This window comes from Rathayibacter sp. VKM Ac-2929 (genome assembly GCF_022815495.1).
Classification (GTDB): domain Bacteria; phylum Actinomycetota; class Actinomycetes; order Actinomycetales; family Microbacteriaceae; genus Rathayibacter; species Rathayibacter festucae.
In genome coordinates this window covers 33,664-50,034 of the sequence record NZ_JALGRV010000007.1, presented here as the reverse complement: position 1 = coordinate 50,034, position 16,371 = coordinate 33,664, and the positions used below count along the sequence as shown (strand labels likewise).

Here is a 16,371-nt window from a genome sequence, read left to right as displayed (position 1 = left end):
ACAAGAGGGGCCCTCCACCGGAGCGGCCCCTCTTGTGCGCTGGTCAGGAGCGCAGTGCCGCCACGACGCTCGCCGTGTCGGTGACGGTGGCGATGTTGGTGAGAGCGAAGTTCAGGGCCGCGTCCTGCCACTCCGGGCTGAGGCTGGACGTCGCGTCCGAGACGATCGTCACGTCGTAGCCGTGGTCCGCGGCGTCCCGCACCGTGTGCTCGACAGCCATGTTCGTCCACGCCCCCACGACGATCAGGTGGGTGATGCCGAGGTTGCGCAGCATCACGTCCAGCGGGGTGCCGTGGAACGCGCTCATGCGGATGCGGTCGAGGACGATCTCCTGCCCGACCGGTGCGAGCTCGTCGACGATGGCCGCTCCCCAGGAGCCGACCGCGAAGGACTCGGGACCGAGCATGCGGAAGATCGGTGCGTTCTCGCCGCCGACCGCCGCCGGGTACACCACGATCCGGTTGTGGAGCACGACGGTCCCCGCAGTGCGGGCGGCGGCGAGGATCTCGGCGACGTGGGCGACGACGTCCTGAGAGGCGGCGTGCGCGGCGGCGCCCGACGAGGCGAACGCTCCCTCCGCGTGGACGGTGTCGTTCTGCATGTCGACGACGACGACGGCCGTCGTGCTCGGGAAGGTCGGGGGGTTCTGCACGGGTTCGTCTCCTGGGTCGTCGGGGCGGCTCGTGGCCGCTCCGAGCATGAGTGTTGTGTAAGAAGATTACACGTCATAGACCCGGCACGGCGGGGGCCGGTACCGCCCGCCGCCCGCCGCCCCCCCGCCGCGCGGCCGCTCCGCCGCGTCCTACCCGCTCAGGTGACCGAGCTCTCCAGCACCTCGGCTTCGGGCTGCGCGGCCCGCGCCAGGCCGAACGCTCCGAGCAGCCGGGCGGTGTCGGCCATCTGCTCGTTCCAGACCGCTCGGACGATGTCGATGCGGTCGTCTGCCTCCTGGAGCTCCGCCAGGTACTCCTCGAGACCGGCACCCCGGGGGCCGGCCTGCTCGTGCAGCTCGATCATGCGCAGCGCGAGCTTCGTCTGCTCCCCGTACACCGGGATCTGCGGGCCGCGCGGAGCGGCGAGGCCGATGTAGTAGAGCTTCTCGAGTCCGACGGGGACGACGCCGCCGCCGTAGCGCAGCGGTGTTCCTCCACGGCGAGCGATGAGGCTCTCGTCGAGGAACGGCAGGCTCGCGTGGAACCCGGTCGCCCAGAGGATCGTGTCGTACTCGCGGGAGGTGCCGTCGCTGAAGTGCACGGTGCTGCCGTCGAAGCGGGTGATGCCCGGGACGACTCGGACCCTGCCGTGCTGGAGCCAGTAGAGGAGCAGGCTGTTCACCACGGTCCGGCCCTCGGCGAGGGTCTTGGCCTTCGGCTGGGGCAGGCCGGGGTAGGCGTCCCACTCCCCCAGGCTGACGCGGGCGAGCAGTCTCGAGATCAGGTCCTGCTCCTCGGGCGCGAAGCCCGCCATCCAGGCGACCTCCTGGCGGGGGACGCCGAAGTAGCTCTTGGGCTGGAAGTAGGTGCCCTGACGGATGACGATGTCGACGTCGTAGCGGTGCTGGGCCGCGTCGACGGCGAGGTCGCAGCCGGAGTTGCCGGCGCCGACCACGAGCACGCGGTCGCCGGAGATGTCGCCCGTGTTGCGGTACGACCCGGAGTGGATCTGGGTGCCGGTGAAGACGCCGGGCACGGCCGGGATCTTCTGATCCCACAGGTGGCCGTTCGCGACCAGGACCCCGTCGTACGAGTGCACCTCGCCGTTCTCGAGGGTCACGGTCCAGCCCGCGGAACCGAGCGGCCCCTCCGTCTCGATCGGCCGGACGGACGCGACCGGGGTCTCGAAGCGGATGACGTCGCCGAGGCCGTGGGCTTCGGCGTACGACTCGAGGTAGGCGCGGACCTGGTCGCGGCGGGGGAAGTGCGGGTAGTCGGCCGGCATCGGGAAGTCCTCGAAGTGCGTCATGTCGCGGGAGGTGATCAGATGCAGGGCGTCGTAGTCGGTGTTCCAGTGACCGCCGACGCGGTCGGTCTTCTCGTAGCAGTCGACGTCGTAGCCGGCGGCGCGGAGCTTCTGGAGGGCCGAGAGGCCGGCGGCGCCGGCGCCGATCACGCAGTAGCGGGACATGGAGGAGTTCCTTTCGAAGGAGGGTCGGAGGAGCGGATCAGGCGTGGCCGCGAGCGAGCTGGCGCTCGACGAGCATCGACAGCCAGGTCGCCGGAACGGCGATCGCCACGTAGATCAGGCCGGTGAGGGCGTAGGTGCCGAGGTACTCGAAGGTGGTGTTCGACACCTGGTAGGACTGGCTCATCAGCTCGTTCACCGAGATCGAGTACGCGAGGGACGTGCCCTGGAAGGACTGGATCGCCAGCCCCATCAGCGCCGGCACGGCGGAGCGCATGCCCTGCGGCAGCACCACGCGGGTGAAGGTGGTCATCGCGCTCAGCCCGAGCGCGGCGGACGCCTCCCGCTGCGAGAGGGGGACGGACTGCAGGCCCGCCCGGATGGTCTCGGACGAGTACGCGGCGACGGTGAAGGTGAGTGCGCAGGCGGCCGCGGTGAAGCTCTCGAGCAGGACGCCGATCGAGGGCAGCCCGTAGTAGGCGATGTAGAGGACGACCAGGGCGGGGATGCCCCTGCCGATCTCGATCAGGACGATCGTGGGCCAGCGCAGCCACGGCCGCAGCGAGGCCGCGCCGAGGGCGAAGAGGAGTCCGACGAGGTACCCGCCGACGACGGAGAGCGCGGTCAGCTGCAGGCTGACGACGAGGCCGTCGAGCAGCCTCGGGAGGTGGACGGCGAGATCCATCAGTACGACCTCCTGAGGCGCGTGTCGAGTCGGCGGGCGAGGATCGCGAGCGGGATGCTGACGGCGAGGTAGACGGCGGCAGCGAGGAAGAACGGGGTGAGTCCCGCGGTGTCGGGGTTCTGGCGGGCGACGGTCGTCGCGGCGAAGACGACCTCGGCGACCCCGATCGTGGAGGCGATCGAGGAGTCCTTCACCAGCGCGAGCAGATAGGAGGTGAGGGACGGGAGGGCCGTGCGGATCGCCTGCGGAGCGAGCACGCGCACGAAGGTCGTGCCGCGTCCGAGGCCGAGCGCTTGCGCGGCCTCCCCCTGACCTCTGGGCAGGGTCTGGAACGCGCCGCGATAGATCTCGGCCAGGTAGGCGGCCGAGATGATCCCGAGTCCGACGATCGCGGCGCTGAGCGAGTCGAAGCGCAGCGTGCCGAGCGAGACGCCGAAGTAGAGCAGGAAGAGCCAGACGATGGTCGGCACGCCCCGGATCAGGTCGACCAGCAGCCGGGTCGCGAGCCGCAGGGGCGCAATCCGCGACCGCAGGCCGAGCATGATCGGCACGCCCAGGAGGAGGCCGATCGCGAACGCCGCGGCGGTGACCAGGAGCGTCAGCGGCAGCCCGGCCAGCACGGCGAGGAGCAGCTCCATCAGCGGTCCAGCACGGCGCTGAGGAAGCGGCGAGTGCGCTCCTCCCGCGGGTCCGCCATCACGGCCTCCGGAGCGCCCTTCTCGATGATGCGGCCCTCGGCCATCACGACGAGGTGGTCGCCCACGTCGCGCGCGAACTGCATCTCGTGGGTGACGACGATCATCGTCATGCCGGTGTCGGCGAGCTCGCGCATCACCGCCAGCACCTCGACGCCGACCTCCGGGTCGAGTGCGCTGGTCGGCTCGTCGAAGAGCATCGCCTTCGGATCGAGCGCGAGCGCGCGCACGATCGCGATCCGCTGCTGCTGCCCTCCGGAGCACTTGCCGGGGTGCTGGTGCGCCTTGTCCTTCAGCCCCACACGCTCGAGGAGGGTCAGCGCGCGCGCCTCCGCCTCCTCGCGGCTGCGGCCGAGGATCTTCTCCTGCGGGAAGGCGATGTTGCGCAGCACGGTGAAGTGCGGGAAGAGGTTGAACGACTGGAACACCATGCCGACCTGGCGGCGTAGCGCGAGCAGGTCGCGCTCGGAGACCTTGCCGCCCGCCTCGACCGACTTGGAGCCGACCGCGATCGTGCCGGCGTCGGGGATCTCGAGCAGGTTGACGCAGCGCAGCAGCGTGCTCTTGCCCGAGCCCGAGGGCCCGATCAGCGCGGTCACGCTGCCGGGCGCGACGGTCATCGAGATGTCGTCGAGCACGAGGTGCTGGCCGAAGCTCTTCGAGATGCCGGTGAGCCGGACACCGGCGAGCGGCAGGTCGTTCGGCCTGGTGAGCAGGGGGACGTCCATGGGGACTCCTCGGGTCGGTTGGGAGTGGGTGGGGGCGCTGGGACGATCCAGCGCCCCGAGGGGTCTAGCGGAGGGAGGTCGCGGCGACGTCCGCCGGGATGAGGAGGGACTCGTCGAGGTCGTAGTCCGCCAGGAAGCCGGCGAGCGTGCCGTCCTCGCGGTACTGGTCGATCAGCGCGCTGAACGCGTCGGAGAGCGCGGTGTTCTCCTTGGCGATCGGGAACGCCGCGACGGGCGCGCTGGTGGTGATCGCGACCCGGTCGTCGGGCTGGGCCACCTCGACCTGGAAGTCGGTGTCCTTGTAGGCGTACTTCGCGACGCCGTAGCCGTCGAGGGCGGCCTGGATCCGTCCGCTCTGCAGGTCCTGCTTCATCTCGACGGTGCCGGGGTAGTTGGAGAAGCTGCTGCCGAGGATCGCGCTCATGTCCGCCTCCCAGGAGAACCCCGCGCCGCTGCCGACAGCACCGATCCCCTCCAGGCCCTCGACGGTGTCGATGCCGTCCTTCGAGATGATCGCCATGGAGTCGTAGTAGGTCGGGCTGGTGAAGCCGACCTGCTCGGCGCGGGCCTCGGTGACGTACCAGCCGCCGGTGATCATGTCGGTCTTCTTCTGCTCGCTGATCATCGGGATGCCGTTGGCGTACGTGATCGGGACGTAGGCGAGGTCGAGGCACTCGGCCGCGGCGAGCTTCTCGACGATCTCGATCTCGAGGCCGGAGGCGCTGCTGCCGGAGGTCTGGGTGTACGGCGGGTTCTCCGGGACGCCGACGGTGAGGGTCCCGGGCGTGTAGGTGGTGAGTCCGGAGTCGGCGGGAGTGCAGTCGTCGGCGACGGTGGTGGCGGCGGTGGACGCGGAGCAGCCCACCAGGGCGAGAGCGGCCGCACCGGCGAGCGCGGTGGTGGCGGCGATGCGGCGGGTCAGATTCGAGCGGAGCATGGTCGGGTCCGTTTCTTGGTGCTGTCGGGTGCGGTGGGGTGGACGTGCAGGCGGAGGTCGCGGGAAGGGCAGTGCGGTCGTCAGACCGCGGTGAGTCCGCCGTCGATGGGCCAGACGGCGCCCGTGACGAAGGACGCCGCGTCGGAGAGGAGGAAGGCGATGAGCGGTGAGATCTCGTCGGCGTGCGCGCGACGGCCGAGCGGGGCGGAGCTGCTGCTGCCGCCGGCCGGCTCGTCGTCGTTCATCGGTGTGGAGACCCCGCCCGGGCAGATCGCGTTGACCCGGACGAGCGGCGCGTACTCGGCCGCCGCGACGCGGGTGAGCCCGAGGAGGGCGGCCTTCGAGGAGCTGTACGCGCCGTAGCCGACCGAACCCGCGAGAGCGGCGGTGGACGAGACGGTGACGATCGATCCGCCGGCGCCCATCAGCGGCGCGAGGTGCTTGATGCCGAGGAACGGGCCGGTCGTGTTGATCCGGTGGTGGAGCTCCCAGCTCGCGAGGGTGGTCGCGCCGAGAGCGGAGTGGCGGAGGACCCCCGCGTTGTTCACCAGTCCGGCGACCGGGCCCAGCTCGGCCGCCAGGGCTGCCCAGGCGCTCTCGTCCGACACATCGAGGTGACGGTAGATCGCGTCACCGCCCTGATCCCGGATCGAGCCGGCGATGGCATCACCCGCCTCATCAAGGACGTCCGTCAGGACGACGCTGCGGCCGAGCCCGGCGAGGTGGCGGGCATGCGCCGCGCCCTGCCCGCGGGCGGCGCCGGTGATCACGATCGTCATCAGCGCATCACGTCTCCGCCGGAGAGCACGAGCGTCTCCCCCGTCAGGAACGCCGCGTGATCGCCCTGCGAGAGCAGCCACACCCACTCCGCGATCTCCTCCGGCTGGGCGACACGACCGAGCGGGATCGAGGAGGCGGCCGCCTCCATCCGACCGGTGGCCGCGTTGCCCGGGGTGGCGACCCAGCCCGGAGCGATCCCATTGACGCGGATGCCGGAGGGAGCGAGTTCGAGGGCGAGCTCCTTGGTCAGCATGACCACGGCCGCCTTCGACGCCCCATAGAGCAGCTGCCCCGGCGACACGGCGAAGGCGTCGACGGAGGCGAAGTTCACGACCGACGCGTTCGCGGCCATCCGGGGAACCGACTCAGCGATCACGTTGAGGACGCCGAGGACGTTGATGTCGAAGATGCGCCGGTAGGTCTCCTCCGAGAAGTCGGCGAGCGTGGACGGCGGGTAGATCCCGGCGATGTTCGCGACGGCGTCGATCCGCTCACCGCCCGGGAGCGCCTCCTGCAGGGCCGCTCGGACGGCGTCGCGCGAGCGGACGTCGGCGACGGCGGAGATCAGCCGGCCCGGGCCGTCGACGTCCTCGTCGATCGGCGCGACGTCGAGGGCGACGACCGTCCAGCCCTCGCGGAGGAAGACGTCGGCGGTGCTGCGGCCCATACCGCTCCCCGCGCCCGTGACGACGGCGATGCGATCTCTGCTGGTGCTCATTCTCGGCGGGCTCCTCGTCCTCGTGCGGCCGGTCTGGACGACCCGTCGCGGTGCAGGACCAGCAGACCAGCGGCACCGACCTAGGGCAATGCTGAATACGATGGGTCCACTCAAGGAGAAAACTAGAGAAAGGCCGTCCCGCGATGCCCTCCATGCCGACGCTGCGACAGCTCGACTACTTCGTCTGCGCCGCGCGCCTGGGCACCTTCGCCGCCGCAGCGAACGCTCGTCACATCGCCCAGCCGAGTCTCTCCGAGCAGATCGCCACCCTCGAGCGCACGCTCGACGTCGTCCTTTTCACCCGCACCTCGCGGAAGCTGCTCCTGACCGACTCGGGGAAGCAGCTGCTGCCTCTCGCCGAGCGCGTGCTGGCCGAGGCCGAGCGTTTCGTGGAGTCCGGCCGCGGCGTCCAGGCCCTGGAGGAGGGCACGGTCTCCTTCGGCACCTTCAACAGCGCTCACCTCTACCTGCTGACGGATCTGATCCGCGAGTTCCACGAGCTGCACCCGTCCGTGCGCATCCGCGTCGTCGGCCTGAACTCGGCCGAGGTCGCCGACGCCGTCCGCTCGGGCGAGCTCGAGGCCGGGATCGTGCAGCTGCCGGTCGACGACCGTGAACTCGACCTCACGCCGCCGGTCTTCACCGACTCCGTCGTCTACGTCTCCGTCGATCCCGGACGCACCAGCAGACCGGTCGGCATCCACGAGCTCGCCGACCGGCCGCTGATCCTCTCGGAGGCGCGCTGGTCGAAGGACGACCCCCTGCGCGTCTCCCTTCTCGCGCACGCGCAGCAGGCCGGAGTGACCCTCGATCCGATGATCGAGGTCGAGTTCCAGACGCACGCGCTCGAGCTCGCTGCCCAGGGAGTCGGGGACTCGCTCGTCTCCTATTTCGTCGGCCGGTCGCTCATCCAGTCGCGCGGACTGCACTGGGCCCTGCTGGAGCCGCCGATCGTCGAGCACTACGCCTTCGTCACCCGCCGGAACGCCTCCATCTCCCCGGCCACCCGCGAGTTCATGCGGCTGGCTCTGAAGGTCATCCAGCAGGTGTCCGCATGCCAGGACGGACCGATGGCCCGCGCAGACCGTCGAGATCGGAGAGGTGGGCGCCGAGCAGATTCCTGACACGGACAGCATCAAGGCGATCTCGGTCGCCGAGGGCTCAGGCTTGCAAATCTGACGGGAACATTCCTGCTGGCGGTGCGGTGTAAGGAAGTATTTCGCCAGCCCGGTTCTCGTCTGTCGACGTCGCGAACGGGCCGCTAGGCGAGAGTAGGACTCGCATGTGGGGGTCGAGGTGGTTGATCCAGTACGCGCTCAGAGACCCGGCACTGGTCCGGATCTCTTCCCACATCCGCCAGAGGGCTTCGATGCGGGTCAGCGCCTCGACGCTGCTCCACCACTCGGCCGCCCACCGGTCGCCGGCGCTCTGGCCCTTGGCCGTGACGCGGCGCCGGTAGGAGGGCAGGAGGAACTTCCGGACCCACTCGTCGGCTGAACCGAAGTACGTCTGCGGCACCTCCTCCTCGTCTGGTTCCTCTGCTTCTGCGGTGCGCAGTCTGACGGGTGGGGCGGCCGGCGAGAAAGGATCTGCGTAGACGTCGACGTCGAACACGTCCTCGTCGCTCATCACTCGCCCCGGAGCGCCGCATCGACATCCGTCGACCGCTGCGCCTCTCGCGGCGGCATCACCGTCACGACGGGCGATACCGGCGCGGAGTTCGCGGGTCCGCTGCTGGCGTCGTGGGCGGCGATGGAGGCGTTGATCGCGGCGACCTGCTCCTTGGGGCCGCTGTACCAGGGCACGGTGTCGACGAGGGCGGCGCGGGCGCCGGAGGAGAGCATGATCGCGCGTCCGCGGCCCATGCTGGTGAGGTCGGCGACTTCGAGGATCTTCTCTCGGCGCAGCGCCGAGGTGGTCGACCGGACGCCCTTGTTGTAGCTGGCGGAGGTGGTCTCCTTGTCGTAGGTACCGATCAGCTCGGAGAGGGTGCGCAGGAACTCGTCCTCTGCGACTCCGCCGGCGTACAGCTTCACGTTCGCGGCGGACCAGAGCTTGAGCATGCCTTCCTTCCCGAAGACGCCGACGCCCTGGGACCAGGACTGGAACACGGCCATGATCGGGATCCCGCGCGAGCCGTAGTGCGAGTACAGGTCGGGGAGGTCCTTCCACCGGCACACGTTCGCGGCCTCATCGAGGACGGCGACGAGGGGCGTTGCGAGGCGCCCTCCGCGGGAGCGCGCGGCATGCTCCTCCGCGGCCTCGATGGTCGCGGCGGTCAGGGCGGTGACGAGGGGGCCGGCGGTGCCGGCGCCCTCCTTCGACAGCGAGTACAGCGTCTGGGTCGACGTGACGAATGTCTCGGGGACGAACTGCTGGCGGGTGTCGTTCGGGCGGGCGTTCACCCAGTCGGCGGTCGCGGCGCTCTTCAGGCACACGGCCATGCCCTGCGCGGTCGAGTAGATCCCGTCGCGGGCCTTGTCGGCGGTGTTCATGATGCCGCGGACCGCTCGCGCGTTGGCGGGGTAGCCGTTGTCGTGCAGGAGCTCGACGGGGGTTTCGTCCTCGACGGAGGTCAGCCAGAGCAGCACGTCGCTGATCGGCCGGTTCCCGGCCGCGGCCGCGAGCAGTAGGTCGGACAGCAACTCTTGGCCTTTGCCGTCGAAGTAGGCGTCGGTTTTCGCGTTCATCGCTCGGGTGCCGGAGGCGAAGTGCGTCGCGAGCTTGGCGGCCTTGGTGTCGTCGGTGACGTAAGAGAGGGGGTTCCACCACCAGGTCGCGTCCTCGAACGCGACGCGCTGCGGGTCGAAGACCCACACGTGGCCTTTGGCGGCGCGCACGTCGCGGGTTGCGTCGAGCACGTCGCGCTTGTTCGACGTCGTGACCACGGCGCCGGGGGCGGCCATGATCGCGGGGATGACGAGGGAGGTCGACTTGCCCACGCGGGGGCCGGCGATCAGCAGCATCATGTCCTCGAACGAGGCGTAGAGCATCTGCTTCCCCAGGTGCAGCCGGCCCACCGGGACGCCGGGGTTCTCAGCGACGCCGAGGCGGGCGGACTTCTTCAACGCCTGCTTGCGCATCATCGGCGCCAGGTCGCGCGGGGTCGCCATGTATCGGGCGGCGTGGTCGACGCTCGAGCGGTTCTTCCGTCCGAGCGAGCGCATCCACACGAGCCAGAGGGCGACGAGGACGATGACCGCGACGGCGGCCGCGGCGATCATCGTTGCGGACGTCGACCACACCACTCGGCCGCGGAACAGGCCCGAGATGATTTCGAACGGATCGGAGGGTAGGCCCTCGTTCACTCCGTCGAGCTGCGACCCGACCGCGACGGCCACCCAGACGATCGCGATCGCGGCGATCGCGGTGAGGGCGGCGCCGAGCATGAGAGCGTCGTTGCCCGACTTGCCGGGTTCGCGGCGGCGGTTGTTGGCGGTGGCGCTCATGCGTGCTCCTCCGTGTAGATCGGGCCGGTCCACTGCGGGGTGCAGTCGTCGGCGGGTGCTTGGTGCGAGGTTCCCCAGGAGAGGACCGCGAGGCCCCGCTCCGCGAAGGAGACGGGGAGGTCGGTCGTGTGGAAGCCGTGCTCTCCCGGCGCCGCTCGTTGGCAGGTCCAGCGGTAGCCCTCGAACGCGAGCATCGACGGGCAGCTCACGCGATCACCCGGTCCCACTGGTTCCAGGCGACGAAGCTCGCCAGGAGCCCGACGCCGGTCCAGCAGAGGGTGAGCAGGAACCGGTCGCGGTCCGCGGTCCGCTGGCGGGCGCGGAGCGCGCTGATGATCGCCGCGCTGGCGGCTCCGGCCGCGACGCAGCTCGCGCCGAGAGCGACGAGGACGCTCACGGCAGGATTTCGACGTTCACGGGATCGGTGGGCAGTGGCTCTGCTGCGCGGCCGGCGCGGGAGGTCGCGTGCCAGAGCTTGTTGGTGTCGTTGACCTCCTTCTCTGCTGCGGTCAGCTCGACGCGCACTGGGATACCGGGACGTCCGCCGACCTTGATCAGGAAGCGGCCGCGGCCGGGAGGCTCGGACTCGTGCCCGGACACGGGGTCCCAGGCGGGCGGATCCTGCCAGGAGGTGAGCATCCCCTGTTCCGCGATCGACATCGGCACGGCCGAGGTCAGCAGCGGCATTTCCGCGCCGGGGAGGCCGCCGCAGATGACCATGCCGGAGCGTTCCACGAAGCCCTTCGCCTTCATCTGATCCTCCGAAGAGGCCAGTGCGAGGAGGTCGGACATGGTGTGGCTGATCATCGCCAGGCCCACGCCGCGCGCACGGTTGAGGCGGGTGAGCGCGTCGACGCGATCGACCATGCCCTTGCCCGCGCGCAGCGCGCGCCACAGCTCGTCCAGGATGACGAAGTAGTGCCGCTGCGGTTCGAGCTCCGCGTCCGCGAGGGCGGCCGCGACGTTGACGGTCCCGAAGCCCGCGGACCAGCAGGCGAGGAGGATCGCGGCCTGGAGGTCGCCTTCGGAGTCATCGATCGACGACACGTCGTAGACGACGGGCCGGTCCCGACGCATCGGCGTGGTCGTCTGCTTCGAGAACACCTCGCCCAGACGTCCACCGGTGGTGAGGCCGATGAGGGAGGCTTCGAGGTTCTCGGTGACGTCCTTGTACTTCTCGATGTTCCCTCGGTCCAACGCGACCTGACGAACCTCGTCCGGCGCTTCCTGGATGACGCGCAGCAGATCCGCGAGGACCGGCACGCCCTGGTGGTGCTCGTCCAGGTACTTCAGCGCCCGGTCGATGATCGTCTCTTCACGGTCACTCGGCGGCTGGGAGCGGAGGATCGTCAGCAGCGCTGCGACCATCGTGTGCCGGCGGCCGTGGGCGTCCGCGAGGACCTGGTGCGCGAGGCGCTGCACCTTCGCGGCGTGCTTGCGCAGCCGGCCGACCTCCGCGATCATCGCCGCGGTGTCGTCGGAGACGCCGAGCGCGTCGACCTGGTGCGCGAGCTCGTCGGCCCGCTCGAGCGAGCGGTCGGCCTCATCGCGCAGGCGCTGTGCCGCCTCCGACGCCTCGCCGGGATCGAGGATGTTCAGGTACCCGCGGCCACGGCCAAGAGGGATCACCTGCCCGTCGAGCGCTTCGATCAGATCCACGTAATCCGGCTTCAAGTCGCCCAGCACGAGCGGGATCGTGCCGTACCCGGCGAGGCCGGCGGCCATGCGGCGGGTCAGCGAGGACTTCCCCAGGCCGGGCTTGCCGAGCACGAACATCGACGGGTTGCTGATGAGGTTCGCGCGCTGGAACCAGCTGATCGGGTCGCAGCAGACGGAGGCGCCGGTGGAGAGGTTCTTCCCCAGCGGCACCCCGATCATCGGCGTACCCGTCCCGACCGAGAACGGGTAGAGCCCGCACACCTGCACGGTCGTCCCGCGGAACTCATCCGCGGCCGTGACGTTGACGGCTTCACCACCGCCGCGACCGAGCCACCCGCGAATGCTCGGGCGCAGAGGACGGCGCAGCGCCGTCCCCTGGCTCTTCTTCTTCCCGCCGTGCGGGATCTCGATCTTCTTCCCTTCCCGACGCCGGGTGCGCGGGGTGGTGCGCTCTCTGGTGAGCGTCGGGCGCTGAGCGACCGCCGCTCCCGGGGCCGGAGCTTCGCCCTGCCCGCGCGCAGCCCGCCGCGAGGGTGCCGTCGTATCGGTGCCAGGCTCTGCCGAGGACGACACGGCGCCGGTGGGCATGCCGTCGCCGGTCAGCTCCTCCCCCGCCGTATCGCCGTGGGCGGCGGTGACCGCTCCGTCCGGCAGGGCGTCCTCGCCGGGTTCGAGCTCGTTGTTGCTGTTCGAGGAGAACAGGCAGGTGATCAGGCTCACAGGGACTCCCTCACTTCGGTGGGCAGGCGCAGGTGACGCGGGAGCACGAGCCCCAGCGGCAGACCTGCAGCGAAGACGGTGTCCTGCGACCCGAACGCCGGCCGCACCCGAAGACGCGCGGCGGCGGTCAGCGAGTCGATCGCCGCGCGCGCGTCCGCCTCGTGCACAGCGTCAGTGGTCGTCGCGGTGACGATCAGGCCGAAGTTGAGCAGGCCCGCGCCGGACGCCTCTTCCGCCGCGGTCGCCTGGGCGGAGCGGGTGGAGAGGGTCGAGCGGGCGGTGGGCTTGGTCGACGCGGAGCTGTTGAATTGCGCCGCGTTCAGGTCCGCCTCCACGATCGCCGCGGCGCGGGCCGGGTCGATGGGGCGGTAGAGCAGGGTGACGCGCTTGCGGGCGACGTCGCGGTGCGGCGCGAGCAGGCGCGCGAGGATCCCGGACTGCACGACGCCGCGCGGCGGGGAGGTCATCGTCCACGACGTGGACACGGCGCCGTCGTGCCGGTACGACTCCCACCGGGACTCAGCGGCCGCGGGACCGACGTCCGTCCAAGACAGCTCGGGCACGTCACCCGAGGCGCGGGCCTCATCGATCAGGACGGCGGCGGCGGGGTCGTAGGCGATCCGGATCACCTCGCACAGCTCCTGAGCACCGAGCGGCCGCGCAGCGCCGGCCCCTGTCGCGGCAAGGCTCGTCGTCAGGCCGGGCAGGCGGGCGGCGAGGTCGGCGGCGACTTCCTTCGCGTTGCGGCGCTTCCCGCCGATGCGGGAGAGGGAGGAGAAGGTGATCGCGACGTAGGCGCGGATCGTGGCCGACCCGACCGGGTAGCTGCTGACGACCTCCGAGAGCATCGCTCGAGCGAACTCTGGCGCATCGGGGTCCATCGACCCCTCGACTTCCGAGCGCAGGCGCGTGCCGGTGTCGGGGGCCGTCTCGACGGTGATGGAGGCGGCCTCGATGCCGGGCTCGTCTCCGAGGTTGGAGAGCCAGATGCCGTACTCCGCGACCTGGTTGTTGACCTGCTCCTGATCTACCAGCGCGGCGCCGTCCGGCTCGGTGGCGATCACGACGGTGTAGTGCTTGGTCGTGGGGACGTGCACGAGCGCGAATCGGCGCCCGTGGGAGTCCTCGTGCTCGGAGAGCTGCGACGCCGCGGCGAGTCCGGGGAGCTGGAACGTGCCCCACTTCGCTCGACCCGTAGGACCGGAACGGTAGATGTTCGCTCCCTTGGCCTTCGTGCGCATCCAGTTCACGCGATTCACCGTCCTTCCGAGGGCGCTCTGCCCGTGCTTGTCTTTCACTGAAACCGTCAGCAAGATCCCGCCGAAGATCGCGGCGACGACGAGTGCGGCTCCGAGGCCGGAGAACATCGACGCGATGATCGAGGAGAGGATGCCGACGAACAGCACGCCTGTGGCGAGCTGTCCGAGGCCGCCGAGTCCCGCGGTCTGCGGGCGGCGCCAGTTGCCGTACGTGCGCGGCGCCTCAGCGCTGCGCGTAGGAGTTGCCGTGCTCATCAGTTCCCGCTTCCGTTGCCGCCAGTGGCGTCGTCCGTGGCGGCCTTGACCGCTCCTGCTGCGTGCTTCGCGCCCTCGGCGGCCTTCCCGGCCACCGCAAGGCCGACACCGATCGGGCCGCCAGCCGCGGCCGCGGCACCACCGCCTGCCGCCGCACCGCCCGCAGCTGCGCCACCGCCGGCCGCAGCTCCGCCAGCTGCTCCGCCGCCTGCTGCGCCGCCGCCTGCCGGGATCGCAGCGGGTGACCCCTTGCTGCCTGCGGAGGCGCTGCTGCCGGACGGTGCGGAGCCGAAGCCACCGCCGCCGGGCGTTCCTCCTCCCCCGCCGCTGTCGCCTCCGCTGCGCGAGCGGATCGCTCCGTTGGCAATCTCCGCCGCTCCACCGGCCGCGGCCGCAGCGAGCAGGAGGCCGGCCCCGCCCCCGCCGCCGCCTACCGAGGCGACGGCGGGGACGAGGAAGCGCATCAGGGCGGGCAGTGCGACGAGTGCGATGAGCATCAGCGCGAGGCCGGTGACGATCTGGAACAGCCCGGTGCCGTCCGATTTGAACAGGTCGGTGCCGGTCATTCGGAAGGCGATCGCGTAGACGATCGCCGCGGCCGGCTTGTAGAGGATGAACGCGAGAGTCCAGGCAAGGGTTTTCTTGAACCACTGCTGCCCGATCTCGGTGTTGGTCGCGGCCGCGGCGATCGGGAAGATGCCGGCGAGGACGACGAGCATCGCGCCGCGGAACACCATGAGCGCGACCTGGACGTACGTCATCAGCACGGCGAGGATCCCGAGGAGGAAGAGGCCGATCAGGCCGATGGGAGCGGTTGCGGTGAGAGAGATCATCGCGAAGACGTTGGTGCCGAAGCAGTTGCTCTCACTGTTGGTGACGTCGCAGTCGGTGGAGTTGTTGAGGATCCAGACCGAGAACGCGTCCCCGGCTTGCGTGGCGAGGCGGATTACGACGAGTCCCGCTCCGGAGACGGCGATCAGCGTCAGCACCGACCGGGCGAGGGTGCGCAGCTCGCCTGCACGCTGCGTCCACACCATGCGGCCGGCGGCGACGAGGATCGAGAGGATCGCGAGCCCGCCGGCGTACCACTCGAGCTGCCCCTGCACCCAGCCGACGGTGCTCGAGGACTCATTCAGGTGTAGCGCCAAGGGCAGGAACCCTGTCACGAGGGCGGAGGCGGAGGAGAGCAGGAAGACGGCGAAGATGATGACGCCGATACGTCCCATGTGCGCTTCGCCGTCGCCGTGGCGGCGACGGGTGCTCATCATGACGCCCGCGATGATCAGCGACATGACCGCGAGGCCCGCGGCGACCCACGTCACGTAGCCGAGGATCGTCTCGAACGACTCCGGCAGGGGCGGGGTGCCGCCGCCGTTAACGCCGCCTCCCCGGTCGACGACGGTCACCGGGGAGGGAACGTTCACCCAGAGGGTGCCGAGCGAGACGACCGCTTTGCCGAAGCCCTCCAGGATGTTGTTGACGAACTGCTGCAGAGCGTCGTTCGACGCCTGCGAGACGACGTTGCCGATGCCTTCTCCGGTCCAGCAGAGAACGTCGACGACGGAGCACGGCTCTTTGTCGGGGACTGGGGTCATGTGGTGCCGCTCCAAGGGAGGTAGCCGCCGAGGCTCTGCAGAGCGACCGGGCGGAAGGTGGGGAGTCCGTCGTCGGTGAGCACGAACTTCCAGTCGCCCTCGGACCAGCTGAGGGCGTAGGGGAAGCTGATGAGACGTCCGTCGGAGATCTGGAAGGCGATGTCGATGGTGGCGTTCTGGCCGTCGTAGGCGAGGACTTTCACGCCGGCGATCTGGGAGCTCAGGCCGGTGTTGCTTTGAGTGGTCTCGCGGGCCAGCGCGGCGTCTCGACCGGGGCCGGGGACGGTGAGGCGTTCGGTGACGAGGTCGCTCAGACGGCCGTCCGTTCCCATCGCCCAGAGATTCGCCACGGCGAACGCTGCGCCTTCCACGGTGTGCGCGTAGCAGCTGCGGACTCCGTCGGCGTCGACGACGCCAGGCCCTGCATCGTCCGAGGAGGGCGCTGCCATGGTCCCGACGATGGTCCACTCCGCGTCGGGTGCGGCAGCGAGGCTGCCGCTCTCGTCGAGTCCAGGGAGGCCGCAGATGCTCGCAGCATCGGCGTCGAGCTCTGAGGCCTGGGAGGTGGGCGTTGCAGTGGTGGCGGGCACGGCGGTGCCCTGCCCGCCACCACTGTCCAGGGACGTGACGGCGAGCAGGATCGCGGCCAGGACGAGAATTCCGAAGACGATCGCTCCGAAGATGAATCCTCGACTGGTGAACGGGTTGCGGGACTGCGTGTCGCTCATGACGTCGTGCCTCTCGTTGGTGATGCCGGTCGGTGTCCTCGT

At 70.2% G+C, this 16,371-nt stretch carries 17 protein-coding genes; 1 reads left to right on the top strand and 16 read right to left on the bottom strand.

All coding sequences use genetic code 11. The annotated features are described in order from the left end of the window. Positions 1 to 43 precede the first annotated feature (43 nt). The 8 genes from MT355_RS19565 to MT355_RS19530 form a co-directional block, all read right to left on the bottom strand. Positions 44 to 652, bottom strand: coding sequence for a cysteine hydrolase family protein (locus MT355_RS19565; protein ID WP_207901865.1), 609 nt, complete (start codon positions 650 to 652; stop codon positions 44 to 46). A gap of 158 nt (positions 653 to 810) precedes the next feature. Then, positions 811 to 2,124: an NAD(P)/FAD-dependent oxidoreductase gene (locus MT355_RS19560; RefSeq protein ID WP_243600807.1), complete on the bottom strand. Its 1,314-nt coding sequence runs from the start codon at positions 2,122 to 2,124 to the stop codon at positions 811 to 813. A gap of 37 nt (positions 2,125 to 2,161) precedes the next feature. Continuing rightward, positions 2,162 to 2,806, bottom strand: coding sequence for an amino acid ABC transporter permease (locus MT355_RS19555; protein ID WP_243600806.1), 645 nt, complete (start codon positions 2,804 to 2,806; stop codon positions 2,162 to 2,164). Beyond that, positions 2,806 to 3,444 (bottom strand): amino acid ABC transporter permease, encoded by a 639-nt coding sequence (locus tag MT355_RS19550; RefSeq protein WP_243600805.1) that lies wholly within the window; start codon positions 3,442 to 3,444, stop codon positions 2,806 to 2,808. Before MT355_RS19550 ends, MT355_RS19555 begins: the two co-directional genes overlap by 1 nt. Further along, positions 3,444 to 4,229: an amino acid ABC transporter ATP-binding protein gene (locus tag MT355_RS19545; protein WP_243600804.1), complete on the bottom strand. Its 786-nt coding sequence runs from the start codon at positions 4,227 to 4,229 to the stop codon at positions 3,444 to 3,446. The genes MT355_RS19550 and MT355_RS19545 overlap by 1 nt, the downstream gene beginning before the upstream one ends. A 64-nt stretch (positions 4,230 to 4,293) precedes the next feature. After that, on the bottom strand, positions 4,294 to 5,166 hold the full coding sequence (locus tag MT355_RS19540; protein WP_243600803.1) for an ABC transporter substrate-binding protein: 873 nt from the start codon (positions 5,164 to 5,166) through the stop codon (positions 4,294 to 4,296). 80 nt (positions 5,167 to 5,246) lie between these two features. Continuing rightward, entirely contained in the window at positions 5,247 to 5,945 is a 699-nt protein-coding gene (locus MT355_RS19535; protein ID WP_243600802.1) for an SDR family NAD(P)-dependent oxidoreductase, read from the bottom strand. Continuing rightward, a complete protein-coding gene (locus tag MT355_RS19530) occupies positions 5,945 to 6,664 on the bottom strand; it encodes an SDR family NAD(P)-dependent oxidoreductase (protein ID WP_243600801.1) in 720 nt (239 codons plus the stop codon). The genes MT355_RS19535 and MT355_RS19530 overlap by 1 nt, the downstream gene beginning before the upstream one ends. Before the next feature lie 143 nt (positions 6,665 to 6,807). Between MT355_RS19530 and MT355_RS19525 the strand changes: the two genes are divergently transcribed. After that, positions 6,808 to 7,788: a LysR family transcriptional regulator gene (locus MT355_RS19525; protein WP_243600800.1), complete on the top strand. Its 981-nt coding sequence runs from the start codon at positions 6,808 to 6,810 to the stop codon at positions 7,786 to 7,788. Between the two features lie 37 nt (positions 7,789 to 7,825). On the opposite strand, the gene MT355_RS19520 is transcribed toward MT355_RS19525, so the two are convergent. Genes MT355_RS19520 through MT355_RS19485 form a run of 8 tightly spaced genes read right to left on the bottom strand, consistent with a single transcriptional unit; the run spans position 7,826 to position 16,329 of the window. After that, a complete protein-coding gene (locus tag MT355_RS19520) occupies positions 7,826 to 8,293 on the bottom strand; it encodes a DUF4913 domain-containing protein (protein ID WP_243600799.1) in 468 nt (155 codons plus the stop codon). After that, positions 8,293 to 10,113 (bottom strand): type IV secretory system conjugative DNA transfer family protein, encoded by a 1,821-nt coding sequence (locus MT355_RS19515; protein ID WP_243600798.1) that lies wholly within the window; start codon positions 10,111 to 10,113, stop codon positions 8,293 to 8,295. The genes MT355_RS19520 and MT355_RS19515 overlap by 1 nt, the downstream gene beginning before the upstream one ends. Beyond that, complete coding sequence (locus MT355_RS19510) at positions 10,110 to 10,307, bottom strand: hypothetical protein (RefSeq protein WP_243600797.1); 198 nt, start codon at positions 10,305 to 10,307, stop codon at positions 10,110 to 10,112. The genes MT355_RS19515 and MT355_RS19510 overlap by 4 nt, the downstream gene beginning before the upstream one ends. Before the next feature lie 11 nt (positions 10,308 to 10,318). Beyond that, complete coding sequence (locus MT355_RS19505; protein WP_243600796.1) at positions 10,319 to 10,510, bottom strand: hypothetical protein; 192 nt, start codon at positions 10,508 to 10,510, stop codon at positions 10,319 to 10,321. Then, a complete protein-coding gene (locus tag MT355_RS19500) occupies positions 10,507 to 12,492 on the bottom strand; it encodes an ATP/GTP-binding protein (protein WP_308197441.1) in 1,986 nt (661 codons plus the stop codon). Before MT355_RS19500 ends, MT355_RS19505 begins: the two co-directional genes overlap by 4 nt. Continuing rightward, positions 12,489 to 14,006 (bottom strand): SCO6880 family protein, encoded by a 1,518-nt coding sequence (locus MT355_RS19495; protein WP_243600795.1) that lies wholly within the window; start codon positions 14,004 to 14,006, stop codon positions 12,489 to 12,491. The genes MT355_RS19500 and MT355_RS19495 overlap by 4 nt, the downstream gene beginning before the upstream one ends. Next, complete coding sequence (locus MT355_RS19490; RefSeq protein ID WP_243600794.1) at positions 14,006 to 15,601, bottom strand: hypothetical protein; 1,596 nt, start codon at positions 15,599 to 15,601, stop codon at positions 14,006 to 14,008. Before MT355_RS19490 ends, MT355_RS19495 begins: the two co-directional genes overlap by 1 nt. Beyond that, complete coding sequence (locus MT355_RS19485; RefSeq protein WP_243600793.1) at positions 15,598 to 16,329, bottom strand: hypothetical protein; 732 nt, start codon at positions 16,327 to 16,329, stop codon at positions 15,598 to 15,600. Before MT355_RS19485 ends, MT355_RS19490 begins: the two co-directional genes overlap by 4 nt. Positions 16,330 to 16,371 lie beyond the last annotated feature (42 nt).

Bases quoted from the DNA above. Each gene is read 5' to 3' on its own strand.
- MT355_RS19560 (WP_243600807.1), bottom strand. From the start codon at position 2,124: ATGTCCCGCTACTGCGTGATCGGCGCCGGCGCCGCCGGCCTCTCGGCC.
- MT355_RS19555 (WP_243600806.1), bottom strand. From the start codon at position 2,806: ATGGATCTCGCCGTCCACCTCCCGAGGCTGCTCGACGGCCTCGTCGTC.
- MT355_RS19550 (WP_243600805.1), bottom strand. From the start codon at position 3,444: ATGGAGCTGCTCCTCGCCGTGCTGGCCGGGCTGCCGCTGACGCTCCTG.
- MT355_RS19545 (WP_243600804.1), bottom strand. From the start codon at position 4,229: ATGGACGTCCCCCTGCTCACCAGGCCGAACGACCTGCCGCTCGCCGGT.
- MT355_RS19540 (WP_243600803.1), bottom strand. From the start codon at position 5,166: ATGCTCCGCTCGAATCTGACCCGCCGCATCGCCGCCACCACCGCGCTC.
- MT355_RS19535 (WP_243600802.1), bottom strand. From the start codon at position 5,945: ATGACGATCGTGATCACCGGCGCCGCCCGCGGGCAGGGCGCGGCGCAT.
- MT355_RS19530 (WP_243600801.1), bottom strand. From the start codon at position 6,664: ATGAGCACCAGCAGAGATCGCATCGCCGTCGTCACGGGCGCGGGGAGC.
- MT355_RS19525 (WP_243600800.1), top strand. From the start codon at position 6,808: ATGCCCTCCATGCCGACGCTGCGACAGCTCGACTACTTCGTCTGCGCC.
- MT355_RS19520 (WP_243600799.1), bottom strand. From the start codon at position 8,293: ATGAGCGACGAGGACGTGTTCGACGTCGACGTCTACGCAGATCCTTTC.
- MT355_RS19515 (WP_243600798.1), bottom strand. From the start codon at position 10,113: ATGAGCGCCACCGCCAACAACCGCCGCCGCGAACCCGGCAAGTCGGGC.
- MT355_RS19510 (WP_243600797.1), bottom strand. From the start codon at position 10,307: ATGCTCGCGTTCGAGGGCTACCGCTGGACCTGCCAACGAGCGGCGCCG.
- MT355_RS19495 (WP_243600795.1), bottom strand. From the start codon at position 14,006: ATGAGCACGGCAACTCCTACGCGCAGCGCTGAGGCGCCGCGCACGTAC.
- MT355_RS19490 (WP_243600794.1), bottom strand. From the start codon at position 15,601: ATGACCCCAGTCCCCGACAAAGAGCCGTGCTCCGTCGTCGACGTTCTC.
- MT355_RS19485 (WP_243600793.1), bottom strand. From the start codon at position 16,329: ATGAGCGACACGCAGTCCCGCAACCCGTTCACCAGTCGAGGATTCATC.